Source organism: uncultured Hymenobacter sp. (assembly GCF_964242765.1).
GTDB lineage: Bacteria > Bacteroidota > Bacteroidia > Cytophagales > Hymenobacteraceae > Hymenobacter.
In genome coordinates, this window is sequence record NZ_CAXTBM010000022.1 from 1 (window position 1) to 12,598 (window position 12,598).

Annotated in this window: 10 protein-coding genes; 5 read left to right on the plus strand and 5 right to left on the minus strand. The window is 57.6% G+C overall.

Going from position 1 to position 12,598, the window contains the following annotated elements:
- Positions 1-494 (minus strand): 4-hydroxythreonine-4-phosphate dehydrogenase PdxA (locus tag ACFE7X_RS11320; protein ID WP_375435776.1); only part of this gene is annotated, 494 nt, incomplete at its 3' end.
- A gap of 92 nt (positions 495-586) precedes the next feature.
- The gene (locus ACFE7X_RS11325; protein WP_375435777.1) at positions 587-2,041 is read right to left on the minus strand and encodes a M17 family metallopeptidase; all 1,455 of its coding nucleotides are present in this window, start codon (positions 2,039-2,041) and stop codon (positions 587-589) included.
- A gap of 406 nt (positions 2,042-2,447) precedes the next feature.
- Here ACFE7X_RS11325 and rsmA point away from each other — a divergent pair, with 406 nt between their 5' ends.
- The 5 genes from rsmA (at position 2,448) to ACFE7X_RS11350 (ending at position 7,820) form a co-directional block, all read left to right on the plus strand.
- Positions 2,448-3,233 carry a 16S rRNA (adenine(1518)-N(6)/adenine(1519)-N(6))-dimethyltransferase RsmA gene (rsmA, locus tag ACFE7X_RS11330; protein WP_375435778.1) on the plus strand — a complete coding sequence of 262 codons (786 nt, stop codon included), beginning with the start codon at positions 2,448-2,450 and terminating at the stop codon, positions 3,231-3,233.
- A 118-nt stretch (positions 3,234-3,351) separates the two neighbouring features.
- Positions 3,352-4,317 (plus strand): NAD(P)-dependent oxidoreductase, encoded by a 966-nt coding sequence (locus ACFE7X_RS11335; protein WP_375435779.1) that lies wholly within the window; start codon positions 3,352-3,354, stop codon positions 4,315-4,317.
- Positions 4,318-4,481: 164 nt separating this feature from the next.
- On the plus strand, positions 4,482-4,955 hold the full coding sequence (gene greA / locus ACFE7X_RS11340; RefSeq protein WP_375435780.1) for a transcription elongation factor GreA: 474 nt from the start codon (positions 4,482-4,484) through the stop codon (positions 4,953-4,955).
- A 133-nt stretch (positions 4,956-5,088) separates the two neighbouring features.
- A complete protein-coding gene (locus tag ACFE7X_RS11345) occupies positions 5,089-5,973 on the plus strand; it encodes a nuclease A inhibitor family protein (RefSeq protein WP_375435781.1) in 885 nt (294 codons plus the stop codon).
- 200 nt (positions 5,974-6,173) lie between these two features.
- Complete coding sequence (locus ACFE7X_RS11350; RefSeq protein ID WP_375435782.1) at positions 6,174-7,820, plus strand: M28 family peptidase; 1,647 nt, start codon at positions 6,174-6,176, stop codon at positions 7,818-7,820.
- Positions 7,821-7,899: 79 nt separating this feature from the next.
- Here ACFE7X_RS11350 and ACFE7X_RS11355 read toward each other — a convergent pair whose 3' ends face one another.
- From ACFE7X_RS11355 to ACFE7X_RS11365, 3 genes are all read right to left on the minus strand, one after another.
- Positions 7,900-8,949, minus strand: coding sequence for an AI-2E family transporter (locus ACFE7X_RS11355; RefSeq protein ID WP_375435783.1), 1,050 nt, complete (start codon positions 8,947-8,949; stop codon positions 7,900-7,902).
- A gap of 209 nt (positions 8,950-9,158) precedes the next feature.
- Entirely contained in the window at positions 9,159-10,322 is a 1,164-nt protein-coding gene (locus ACFE7X_RS11360) for an MFS transporter (protein WP_375435784.1), read from the minus strand.
- A 457-nt stretch (positions 10,323-10,779) separates the two neighbouring features.
- A complete protein-coding gene (locus tag ACFE7X_RS11365) occupies positions 10,780-12,207 on the minus strand; it encodes a DNA/RNA non-specific endonuclease (RefSeq protein ID WP_375435785.1) in 1,428 nt (475 codons plus the stop codon).
- Positions 12,208-12,598: the final 391 nt, after the last annotated feature.

Consider the following 12,598-nt stretch of genomic DNA (forward strand, 5'->3'; position numbering starts at 1 on the left):
GTGGCAGTGGCTACGCGCAATTCCTCGCTCGTGAGCAGCATCAGACTTTCGGAGGCACCGAAGAAACTGGTGAGGAATTCCGTGTGGCCAGGGTAGCGAAAGTCGTCTGCCTGCGTGTTTTCCTTGCTGATAGGAGCGGTGACGAGGGCATCGAGCAGACCGGCTTTCAAGTCGCGGGAAGCAGCGAGCAAACTTAGGCGGGCGGCGGTGCCACTAGCGGCGGTAGGCTGGCCGGGGGTAAGCACGAAATCCTCGTCCCAACAAGTTACTGCATTGTGCTTTCCGGGAGCAATGTCGGCGGCCTCGCGTACCTGGCGGAAAGTAAGGGATTCACCGTCTTTGGCTACCGGAAAATCGTCGAAGAGCACCGAAGCCGTGCCGTATACAACCGGCGTGCAGAACCTGAGCAGCCGCGCGTCGAGGAAAGTTTTATAAATGATTTCCGGCCCGATGCCAGCTAAGTCGCCAACGGATATGCCAATGCGTGGGAGCATGGAAGGAGAGTAGGTGTGTAAGGAAAGTAAGACGGTCATGCCAGCAAGCAAACGCCAGATCAAGCACGACCGCCTAAGGATGTGCAATCAGTTTACGCCTTGCTTTTCAAGAAGTCGTACGTGAGGCGAACGGCCGTGCCGGTGCCGCCTTTGCCGCGGTACGAGTCGGGAGCGGTGAGGTAGGCTGGGCCCGCAATGTCGAAGTGCACCCACGGGTAGCCTTCAATGAAGCGCTCCAGGAATTTGCCAGCGGAAATAGCGCCAGCTTCGCCTTTGCCGACGTTATTGATGTCGGCAATGTCGGATTTGATGTGGTCGGCGTACTCTTCCCAGAGCGGAAACTCCACCAGCCGCTCGTGCGCGCGGTGGCCGGCCTGCTTCAACTCCAGCATCCACTCGTCTCCGGCGGTGCCCATCACCACAATGCCTTCCTTGCCGATGGCGCGGGCAGCAGCGCCCGTGAGCGTCGCGAAGTCGAGGACTAGTTCGGGGTCATATTTCTTGGCAAACGCCAGGGCATCGGCCAGCAGCAAGCGGCCTTCGGCGTCGGTGTTCAATACTTCCACCGTCAGGCCGCTGTACATCGTGATGACGTCGCCGGGGGCGAAGGCAAGGCCGCCAGGACGGTTGTCGGTGGCGGGCACCAAGCCGATGACGTGCAGGGGTACCTGGTTTTTGGCTAGCGCGTAGAGCACACCCGTAACGGCTGCGCCGCCGGCCATATCGAGCTTCATCATGTCCATGCTGTTAGGCGTAGGCTTCAAACTCAGGCCACCCGTATCAAACACCACCCCTTTGCCAACTAGCACGTACGGCTTGGCGTTGGTGGCGCCGGCGGGCTTGTATTCCATGATGGTAAACGTGGGCGGCTCGGGGCTGCCCTGATTGACGGCTAGCAAACCGCCCATGCGCAACGCCTCGATGCGGACTAAATCCAGGATTTCAGTGTGGTAACCCACTTCTTCGCCGGCAGCGGCCATGCGCTCGGCAAACTGCGTGGCGTTGAGCTTGTTGAGCGGCGCATTCACTAAGTCACGCGCCAGAAATACTCCTTGCAGCACACCGGCTAACTCCTGCACTTGCGCCGCCGTTATATAGGAGCCGACCAAGATTAGCTTCTGAAGATCGGGGGCTTTCTTGGCTTTTTCATCGGTTTTGTAGCCTTCAAACTGGTAGGCCGTAAGTGCCAAGCCCTCGGCCAAAGGCAAAGCCCCAGTTTCGGTTAGGTCGCAGACGTATAGCTCATGCACTTTGTCGGTTTTCAGTTGGGCATGCAGTTGGTGGCCGCTTTTGCGCAACGATTCGGCGGCGAGATGCGTCGTGATTTTGTCGGTGGCCGGCGCCACTATATAATAATGATGGTGCGAGTACTGATTGAGGCGAATCAGCTTGGATTCGGCGGCTAGCTGGTCGGCTACGTAGCGGCGGGCGGCTTCGGGTAAGTCGGCAGCGGCGGAAATGGGCAGTTCCGTAGTGCCGGCGGGCAGAATAAAAACGGTGTCCGCAATGGAAGGAAAATCGGCGGCGTGGGCAAGTTCAAGCGACATGGGAAGCACAAAAAGCAGTGAAAGCCGGAGGGTAAGCTCGCCACCGTCGGTTTTAACGACGTCGGCGTACCTTTGGGCGTGAAGGTAATTGAAGTTTCTAGTAGCTGGTTGCTAGTTTCTGGTGGATGCACCGAGAGCTAGTAGTAAGCTTCTGGGGGCGGGGCCGCCTCGAAGCCTCCCGAATCCTGGGGTTGCCAACGTAATCGAAAGGCGGCGCTGGCCGAAGTGTTTTGTCTGCTTCGTTGCCGAAGCAAGCTGATTGGTACCGTGAGAAGGCTGCTTCGACTAGCGCCGCCAGACGGATACAACCCTGTCACGAAAACGAGTTAGTACCGTCACAACGATAGTAAACTGATGGATACAGCTACAGTAGCTGTTAACCGAAAACCAAAAATTCCCGCGTCCTATGGATTCCGTTAAAGCCAAAAAGCACTTAGGTCAGCACTTTCTGGCCGACACCAATATCGCCCGCAAAATAGTAGGAGCCTTGCAGCTGCCCGACGGCGTAACGGAAGTGCTGGAAATTGGGCCGGGCATGGGAGTGTTGACGGAAACCCTGCTGCAAAACTCGAATTACCGGACATCGGTAGTGGAAATTGATCGGGATTCGGTGGCCTACCTGCAAAAGCACTTTCCGGCGCTGACCGACCGGATTCATAGCCAGGACTTCTTGAAGATGGATTTAGGCAAGCTCTACAACCAGCAGCCCATCAGCATCATCGGCAACTTTCCCTACAACATCAGCAGCCAGATTTATTTCCAGGTGCTGGCCCACCGGCAGCAAGTGCGCGAGGTGGTTGGAATGATTCAGAAGGAAGTGGCCGACCGGCTGGCCGAGGGACCGGGCTCGAAAACCTACGGCATCCTGAGCGTACTACTGCAAGCCTACTATCATATCGAGTACCTGTTTACGGTGCCGCCGCACGTTTTCAACCCGCCGCCCAAGGTGCAGTCGGCCGTTATCCGCCTCACCCGCAACAATACCAAGCACTTAGATTGCGACGAGAAGCTGTTTTTCAAAGTAGTGAAGCAGGCCTTTTCCACGCGGCGCAAAACGCTGCGCAACGCGCTGAAGCCGTTTGGTATGCCGCCGGAAGCCACTACGGACCCTCTTTTCGATAAGCGCGCTGAACAATTGAGCGTTGCCGATTTCGTGGGCTTGACGAAGCGGGTGGAAGCACATAGTAGCTGACGTTGGTTTTCGCAGAGGGCGCAGAGGAAAGCGCAGAAGGACGCAGTGTTCTGCTGGCAAACCGCCAACAAATTCCTCCCCAATTCTTAATTCCTAATTTTTAATTCTTAATTAAAAAATGTCCCTCTGCCTCGTCATCGACGAAATGCACCCTAGTTTGCCTGACTATATGCAGGAGATAGGGGTGACGCTGCACTACCGTCCCAACCTGAAAGCTGCGGAAGTACCCGCTGCCCTTGCCGCGCATCCCTACGACGGGCTGATGGTCCGCTCGAAGCTGCGCGTAACGGCTGAGCTGCTGACTCATGGACCACAGTTGCGCTATGTAGCGCGGGCCGGAGCAGGGGTTGATAACATCGACGAGGAAGCTATGGCGGCGGCGGGCGTGACGCTGCTCAACGCGCCGGAAGGCAACCGGGACGCGGTGGGGGAATATGCGGTAGGGCTGCTGCTGACTTTGTTCCGCAACATCGTGCGCGCCAACCACGAAGTGCGGGCCGGGCAGTGGCGACGGGAAGCAAACCGGGGTGAGGAAATCCAAGGGAAAACCATTGGCTTATTGGGCTACGGCCACATGGGCCGGGCATTTGCGCGCCGGCTGTCGGCGTTCAACTGCACGGTACTCGCTTACGACCACGACCCCGCTGTACTGCCCGACGACTACGCCACGCTGGTTGATCTGGCCGAGCTACAGGAGCGGGCAGAGGTTTTTAGTTTGCATATTCCGTACTCGCCAGCAAATCATCATTTTGTGAACGAAGCGTTGCTGCAAGGTTTCCGCAACCCGATTTGGCTACTCAACACGGCCCGCGGCGAAGTGCTCGACCACGCCGCCTTCGTGCAGAGCCTGCAAAGCGGCCAAGTACGCGGCGCGGCCTTGGATGTGCTCGACAATGAAAAGCTAGCGACCCTGACCCCAGAGCAGCAGGCCCGCTTCGACTTCCTTGCCGGTTCCTCGAACGTGCTCTTGTCGCCGCACATCGGGGGCTGGACGTTTCAGTCGTACCGCCGCATAAACGAAGTGCTGGCGGGGAAGCTGAAAGATTTTTTGGTTTCTGAGGGCCAAGCGAAGATGGAAGGTTGACTGGCTGCTAGTTAGTGGCCCGAACTTGTTGTCGGCGGCAAGCAAGTGGGGGCAGCGGGTATCTTCAATGCAGAAACTATGTATATTTGCCTAAACCAGGTTTGGGAGAACGGTCGGCACCGCTGACCGTTCTCCTTGTTTTTTAGCTTACCATCAACCCAACCATGGCCACCATAAATTACTACACCGCCGAGGGGCTGCAGAAACTCAAAGACGAGTTGCAGGACCTTAAAATTCGCGGCCGGGCCAACGCCGCCGAGCAGCTGCGCGAAGCGCGTGATAAAGGGGACCTAAGCGAAAATGCCGAGTACGACGCGGCCAAAGACGCTCAAGGTCTACTCGAACTCAAAATCTCGAAGCTGGAAGAAGTAGTTGGCAATGCTCGTCTGCTCGACGAGTCGAATCTAGACGCCACTAAAGTGCTCATCATGAGCAAAGTGAAGCTCAAGAATTTGAAGAACAACATGGTACTCGACTACACGCTCGTGGCCGAGGAAGAAGCGAACCTTGCCGCCGGGAAGATATCCGTGAAGTCGCCCATTGGCAAAGGACTGCTCGGTAAATCGGCCGGTGATACCGCCGAAATAACGGTGCCGGCTGGCAAACTGCATTTCGAGATTTTGGAAATTAGCCGCTAGCATAAAAGAAGCTGAGTAGCTGAGCACCACGTACCTAAGGAAGGGCGAAGCCACCGGCTTCGCTCTTTTGCGTTTAGCCTCGTACTTGACTTACTCAGTTACTTACTCACTTCTCAGTTATTCTCCCTGAAGTATGGCTTCCATTTTCTCCCGTATTGTGGCTGGCGAGCTACCGGCTTACAAGGTGGCCGAGGACGACCAGCACCTGGCGTTTCTCGACATCACGCCCCTTGTGGAAGGCCACACGCTAGTAATTCCCAAGCGGGAAGTGGACTACATTTTTGATTTGCCGGCCGCGGAGTTGGCAGCGTTGCACCTGTTCGCGCAACGCGTAGCCAAAGGCGTAGCGGCGGCCGTGCCGTGCAAGCGTATTGGCGTCGCGGTTATCGGCCTAGAAGTGCCCCACGCGCACATCCATTTGATTCCGATGAACAAGGTGTCGGACCTGAACTTTGCCAATCCCAAGATAAAAGTAGCTGAAGGCCGCATGAAGGAGTTGGCCGCGGCTATTGCCGCGCAAGTGCCTTCCGCTGCTGGCGAGTCGCCGCAAAAATCGGCTTCGCCCGATTCGAAGAGCACCCGCGAAACCACCCAGGCCAACGAGCCTTCCGCCACCCAAACTGCCCCCGATGGCGCGATGGGGCAGTTGCAGCAACTCACGCAGGGCCTTGTGTTCATAAGTGAATCGGATGCGCCGCTAGAGCCCGTGAGCTACGCAGCCCCCAACGGCGAGCTAACGAATGAGGCGCTGCTCGAACTGCTTGGTGAGCCCGCGGATACCAAAGTCGAAACCAAGGAGCTAACTGTTTTTCTGCGCAACCATACCGCCGAGCAAGGCGTGCTCGGCGACCCGGCGCAAGCCAACCGGTTCAAGGCGCTGCAAATGTTTATGAAGCAGGAGTTGCAGGACACGAAGGTGTACCGCGTTGGCACCGGTCCGCAGATAAAAGTTTATGCGCTGGGCAACACCGAGGATGGCAAGTTAGCGGGCTTCAAAACGGTGCTGACGGAAACGTAGCAGAAAGTTCTGTTGGTGCGCCCGCAAAAAAAGATTGCAACGCAAAGTGCTGCTTCGTAACCAGTTGCCAGGATGACGTGCCAACGCAGCCGTGCCGCAAGGCCGCGCAGCAGTGCTTTGCAGCACGGCTGCGTTGGTCACTGCTTTGTTTTACTCAACTTAGTATTTCAACTGTTGCCCTAATCCGACTGAACATACGCATGATAAGAAGTACTCTGCTTTTGCTGCATTGCACCTTGCTGGCCGCAGTATCAGCAACCGCCCAATCCACTGCGCTACCCAAGCCGCTTCGCAAACCTCTAGATAAAGTCAGTGCAGCCGACTACAAGGCGCATGTGCAGTACTTGGCTGACGACAAGCTGCAAGGCCGGCTACCCGGCACGGCGGGCTACCAGATGGCGGTAGACTACGTGGTCGAGCAATATAAAAAGCGCGGGGTACTGCCCGCCGGCGAAAACGGCACTTACCTGCAAACCGTCCGGCTGCGCCGCGCTTTCACCGAGCCTGGCGCTACGCTGCGTCTGCAACCGTCGCAAGGCCCGGAGCAGACGCTCGCCTACGGTCCCGACTTCACGCTCTATCCCAATCCGGCCGAGGCCAGCACGACGGTGGCCGCGCCGCTGGTGTTTGCCGGCTTCGGCATCAGCGCTCCCGAGTTAGGCTACGACGACTACGCCGGCCTAGATGCCACCGGTAAAATTGTGGTGGTGACCCGGCAAGAGCCCAAGCAGTTTCCGGACGCGGTGCGCCTCTACAACACCGATGTGCTTACCATTCTGCAAACGGCGGCCCGCCACGGCGCAGTGGGCGTACTTCTGGCCGCGGTGAAGCCGACTGCTCACCTGCCCGAACCTCCTAAAGGCGTAATCAGCGTGTTGGGCACCGACGGCAAAGTGGCCGTATCGCGGACCTACGGCGGCCCCCAGCTGCGCGTGTTAGGCTCCGTGAGTGCCGCCATTTTGCAGCAACTTTTCAGCGGCGCCACTACTGATACCACGCGCGCTTTAGCGTCGTTGCGGGCTGGCAAACCAGCTTCGGTGGCTCTGCTGCCGCGCCTCACGGCCACCCAGCGCAGCCGTTACCAGGATGTGGACAGCTACAATGTGGTAGGCAAAATCCAAGGCACTGACCCCCAACTGCGCGATGAATACGTGGTGCACACCGCCCACCTCGACCACCTCGGCGTAGGGGCAGCCGTGGAAGGCGACTCCATCTACAACGGCGCCCACGACAATGCTACGGGCGTAGCGAGCCTGCTGGAAATTGCGGGCGTGTACAGCCGCCTGAAACAGAAGCCGCTCCGCTCGGTGCTTGTTGCCATGGTAACCGGCGAAGAAATGGGCTTGCTCGGTTCCACTTATTTCGCGCGCAATCCCACAGTGCCTAAAACCCAGATAGTGGCCAACATCAATACCGATATGCCTACTATCATTGCGCCGCTGCTGTCGGTGGTGGCGTTGGGAGTTGAAAATTCTTCCCTGGCTGCTCCCGTGGCTGAAGCCACTAAAGCCCTCAACCTGACGGTGGAAGCCGACCCCGAGCCAACCCAAAACCGCTTCATCCGCTCCGATCAGTACAGCTTCGTTACCCAAGGCATTCCAGCGTTGCACATCAAATACGGCAACAAAACCGCCGACGGTAAAAACAACCTCAGCCAGCAAGTACAGCAGTGGCGTGCCCGTTACTACCACAAGCCACAGGACGGCATGAACGGCCAGTTCGACTTCAACGCCGGCCGGAAATACGCGCAACTAAACTTTCTGATTGGCTACTTAATTGCGAATAACTCCACGCGCCCGACCTGGAACACGGGCAATTTCTTTGGGGAGCGGTTTGCAAAGAAGTAAGCAACTCTAAAGTAATCTGTGCATTAGTACCTTCTGAGCGGGTGACCATCTTACTTTGCAACCAAGGCGCGGTTGAAGATCAGCTTTCTAAGTTGGAGGTTTTTGCTTTGGTAATGGCGCGCAACCGGTTTTCCCGCTCGAACACCTTCATCAATACAATGAAGTAGGAGAGAAGCAACGGACCAAGAACGAGGCCAAGGATGCCGAAGATATTCACGCCTAACACCACGCCGGCCAGGGTGATAAGCGGGTGAATATCGCCGATGCGGCGGGCCAACATGATGCGCAATAGGTTGTCGATGTTCATGATGAGGATGAGGCCGACCAGCAAAATGCCTACGCCCTGGCCGGTGGCGCCTTGGGTTAGCTTTAGAACGGCTGCCGGCACCCAAACCAGCGGAGTGCCCAGCACCGGTACGAAAGCCAGAAAAAACGACACCATCCCCCAGAACAACGCATCCGGAACCTGAAAAATCCAGAGTGTAACGCCCGTGAGTACGGCTTGTACAAACGAGATAAGAGCTTGCCCCAGCACGTTGGCATTCACGTTGTTTTTCAACGATTCGCCTAGCTCCTCCAACGTGCCATCCCGGAAGGGGAGGTAGCGGCGCAAACCTTTCAGAAAACTGCCTTCCTGCGTGTACATAAAGTACAGCGTGAACAGCATCAGGCCAATAATGACTATAAAATGCAGCAAACTGGTAGCCAGCGACGGTAGCCGCTGACTAAGCCACGCCACGCTTTGCTGCAGCAACGACCGTACGGTTTGCTCGTTGGTAAAGGTGTAGCCGATCTTGCGCTCAATGGTGTGCAGCACGGCCATGATCTGGCTGGTGTCCTGGCCGTAGTAGCTGATGCGGTTGACGAGCATCAGGGTAAGCGCCGTGAAGGGCAGAATGATGACTACCAGCGCGAAAATCAGGATTCCGATGGTTACTACCTGCCGGTTCCAACCGCGCTGGTGCACCAACGCCTTAAACCACGGCCGGAACACAACGAACAGAATACCCGCACCCAAAAAGCCGGTGATATAGCCGCCGAGCCCAAACAAGATAAGGCCCGCCAGCACCAGCAAACAGGTAATCAGCAGCACGGACTGTTGCCGGCTAGAGTAGATATTATCAGCCATGGCGAGAGTAGAACAAGGTGGAGGTACACCAATTTACACATTGTCCTTGCGACATTACGCGCATTAAGCGGCGAAACGAATCTGGGTACGATCTTTCAACAATTACCTCACCTTCCTGCGTCGTTGTAAGGACAACACAACTCTCTCGGTTTAACAGGTGACATGCATCGACATCAATGCTGCTGCTGGTGAGCACGCCAGTCAACCACCTACACGCGGGCCCGGCTGGCCAGGGCCGTAACGCATAGCCCCATCAGGGCAATAATGGCAAATGATACCCGCAGGTTGGTAGCCCCGGCCACGAATCCGATGAGCGGCGGCCCCAGCAAAAAGCCCGCAAACCCCACCGTGGATACCGCCGCTAGCGCCATGCCCGGCGACATCACCGTGGAGCGCCCCGCGGCCCCATAGACCAGCGGTACCACCGACGACACGCCCACGCCTACCAGCATAAAGCCAATGGTAGCGGGCACCAAAGAAGGCAGCAGCACGGCCAGCATCAAACCGGCCGCCGTGAACAAGCCACTCAGTTGCAGGGTACGCTGCCGGCCAAACCGGTCGGTAAACCAGTCCGCGACGAAGCGGCCGGCGGCCATGGTGCTCATAAAGGCCGTGAAGCCAACTCCTGCCCAGGCTGTTGAAGCGTGCACTACCTTGTTGAAGTACACCCCGCTCCAGTCGAACATGGTGCCCTCGCCGAGCAAGGAGCAAAACGCCAGTATGCCCAGTAGCAGCAAGGATTTATCGGGGAGCACGAAGACGGGCTGGTTGGGGTCGTGGCCGGCATCGGTGGGAAGCAGGTAGGGGCGCATCAGCAAAATACCGAGCGCCACCGCGGCCGTAATAAGTGCGAAATGCACCAGAATAGGCGCGCCGTAGCCAATCATGAGCGTGCCAATAGCCGCTCCAATAAAGCCCGCCAGACTCCATATGCCGTGGAAAGAAGCCATAATGGACTTGCTGTAGAGGGCTTCGACGCCAACAGCTTGGGTGTTGACACTAATGTTGGACATGTTGGCGGCCAAGCCAAAAAACACTAGGCCTGCCATAAGTTGCGTGGTGGTTTCAGCTAAGCCTAGCAGCGTAAGCACGGTAGCGTAGATCGATAGTCCCAGCACGGTGAGGCGCCGGCTGCCGTAGCGCGCTACCAACCACCCGGAAAGCGGCAACGATAGCAGCAACCCTACTGGCACGGCCAATAATACGCCGCCCAACTCGGTATCGGTGAGGTGCAAACGCTGCTGCACGGTAGGAATGCGGGCGGCCCAAGAGGAAAAACAAAGTCCTTGCAGAAAAAACGATGTGCCCACGGCCACCCGGTGAACAAGGCGCGAAGTAGCGGGCGGTTGCGACTGATATGTTTCGGTAATCATTTCGAAGAAGCGAATAGGAGTGGCAGCGTGTTCACACGCTTTAGAATGAGCCGAAAACGTAGTAAATGACTTGTAGCAAAGGCGTCGTAACCCCAAAGCAGCTATAAAAAAAGCCCACGACGCACCGGCAAGTGCATAATGGGCGGGAAGGAAGCGGAGGGACGGCAGCCGCACCAGAAGCGCAGCCAAGGCAAAGATATTCTAAAAATTACGCACTACTTCTACGAAAAGAAGACTCGAAGTGGAAGAACAGCCGGAAACAACTTGCCGGGGCACGGCGAGAAGGTCTTAGAGCCTATCCGCCTGGATGGTTGGTGGTTGTCCTTCCGACGCAGGAGGAATCTGAGGACGTTCAATGACAATACCCAGATTCCTCCTGCGTCGGAAAGACAACCACCCAGGCTCTTAGTGTGCCTTTTCCGCGCCCCGGCGGGGTGTTTCTGTCAGATTCGTTTAGTTACCGCACCGGTCCGGCATCAACCGGCGCTTGCAGACGGGTTTGTACATCCAAGGGCAGCTTGCTTAGCAAATCCAGGCCCGTAGCAGCCTCCAAGGCATCGATGCTTACGCGGTAGCGGCTCCAATCGGGGCTTACGGACTGGTCGTTTGGCGTATCAACGGCGATGATGCGGGCTTGGCCGGCAGCAATGCGGCGCAGGTCGTCGGCGCCTTCCGGTAAAATAACCAGGACTTTCCAGACGTGGGCGGGTACCGTCACGCGGCCGTTGTCGATGCTGGTTTTGGGGCCGTTAAGGCCGGTACCGCCCTTGCCGTAGCTGCCCATCACGATGTATACTTCCTGCCCGTTCCGAACTTGTTGCCGGGTCCATTCTTCTAAGTCGCCCCAGGTGCGCTGGTTGTTGTTGGGAGCCTGCGGAAGCATGTTGGTCATCAGGAAGGTGGCCGAATTATCGTCGAGGTCGGTGGTGCGGTCGGCAGAAGGGCAGTTGTGGCCTTTATCGAAGCCGGAGCCGGTGTAGGAATTGCGCGTCACGGTGTAGAACGTGCCGGGCAAGGCCGGATCGGGGCGGAAGTCGTCCTGCCGAGGCGCCGAGCCCATCCAAGCACGGTTCAGGTGCCAACTCACCCAGTTCGGAATACCGCGCTGGTTGTTGTAGCTCAGCACGTATTGCGGCTTGGTCATCAGATAGTTGTTGGGCGTGCCGAGGGTGGCCGTAGCGCCGCTCGGGTTGCCAAGGGCCATGTTATCGTCCCGGCTCATTACGATGGCCGTAGCTTGTTGCCGAGCGGCGGATGGCGGCGTTGAACCCGGGGTCGGGGTGCTAGCAACGCCCGTAACGGCTGCGCCACCGGCAGTTTCCAGCACGATATCATCGATATTGAGCCGCCCCTTGCCCGTATCCGTCTTGCGGATTTCCAGGCGCAACGGGCCGGAAATGCCGCCCTGAAACGGAGTGGCCACCAAGCGCGGGCCCTGCGTTCGCACCGGCTGCCCAATACGCCGGAAGCTGCGGCCTCCGTCTACGCTACCCCACAACTCCCAGGTGCTGGCGGGGTCGGTGCCGTAGGCAGCGCTGCTGATGCGGATAGTACGAACCCCGTTTGGCGCGTTGAAATTCATTCGCAGCCGCCCCTGTTCCCGAAGGCGGGCCGCGTGCTGACCGTTTTTGTGGTCTTGCTCGGAGCTTCCAATCAACGCTTCCACAAAATGCCACGAGCCGGAGCCCAGCGTTTCATCGGCCTCGGCATAGCCACCTTTGCCGCCTGCCTCGAACGTTTCGGGGAAGCTGCCAACTGCACCTTGCTGGGCGGACGCCTGCACATCAATGACGGGCGGGCCGGTAGGCAGGGGCGGACGGCTGGTTTCGGCGGCTTGTTGCGAGCAAGCTAGCAAAGGGAATAGGAGGGCGGGCAGGAGGCGCATAAGAGAAGGGTGTTGAACTATCGTTGGCTGACCGTGGCGTGAACTATGCTGCTCCGCTTAGGGCGCGCGACGTTGATTGGTCGCGGCAAGTAGCTGTCAGTAGCAAGTTGGATAATAAAGCGGCTCGTTAGCCTCGAAACTAATTTAAAGCTCAGCATTCTTTCGACTTATGAAGAAACTATTCTGCGTCGCCATAGTGGCCTGGGCTTTCCCAAGGGCCCACGCCCAAACACCGGCCACAGTGGCTCCACACACTGCCCTCAGCAAGAATGATGATACTATTGTGCTCGAGCTAGAGGGTGCGCCCGAAGCCGGTTGGAAACGGTTGGCGCAGGTACTTATGCAGCGAGGCTACAGCATGAATACAGCGACAAAGAGTTGCTGACACTTT

Excerpts from the sequence above, each read along its gene's own strand:
- rsmA (WP_375435778.1), top strand. The coding sequence starts at position 2,448 with ATGGATTCCGTTAAAGCCAAAAAGCACTTAGGTCAGCACTTTCTGGCC.
- greA (WP_375435780.1), top strand. The coding sequence starts at position 4,482 with ATGGCCACCATAAATTACTACACCGCCGAGGGGCTGCAGAAACTCAAA.
- ACFE7X_RS11345 (WP_375435781.1), top strand. The coding sequence starts at position 5,089 with ATGGCTTCCATTTTCTCCCGTATTGTGGCTGGCGAGCTACCGGCTTAC.
- ACFE7X_RS11365 (WP_375435785.1), bottom strand. The coding sequence starts at position 12,207 with ATGCGCCTCCTGCCCGCCCTCCTATTCCCTTTGCTAGCTTGCTCGCAA.
- ACFE7X_RS11360 (WP_375435784.1), bottom strand. The coding sequence starts at position 10,322 with ATGATTACCGAAACATATCAGTCGCAACCGCCCGCTACTTCGCGCCTT.
- ACFE7X_RS11325 (WP_375435777.1), bottom strand. The coding sequence starts at position 2,041 with ATGTCGCTTGAACTTGCCCACGCCGCCGATTTTCCTTCCATTGCGGAC.
- ACFE7X_RS11350 (WP_375435782.1), top strand. The coding sequence starts at position 6,174 with ATGATAAGAAGTACTCTGCTTTTGCTGCATTGCACCTTGCTGGCCGCA.
- ACFE7X_RS11355 (WP_375435783.1), bottom strand. The coding sequence starts at position 8,949 with ATGGCTGATAATATCTACTCTAGCCGGCAACAGTCCGTGCTGCTGATT.
- ACFE7X_RS11335 (WP_375435779.1), top strand. The coding sequence starts at position 3,352 with ATGTCCCTCTGCCTCGTCATCGACGAAATGCACCCTAGTTTGCCTGAC.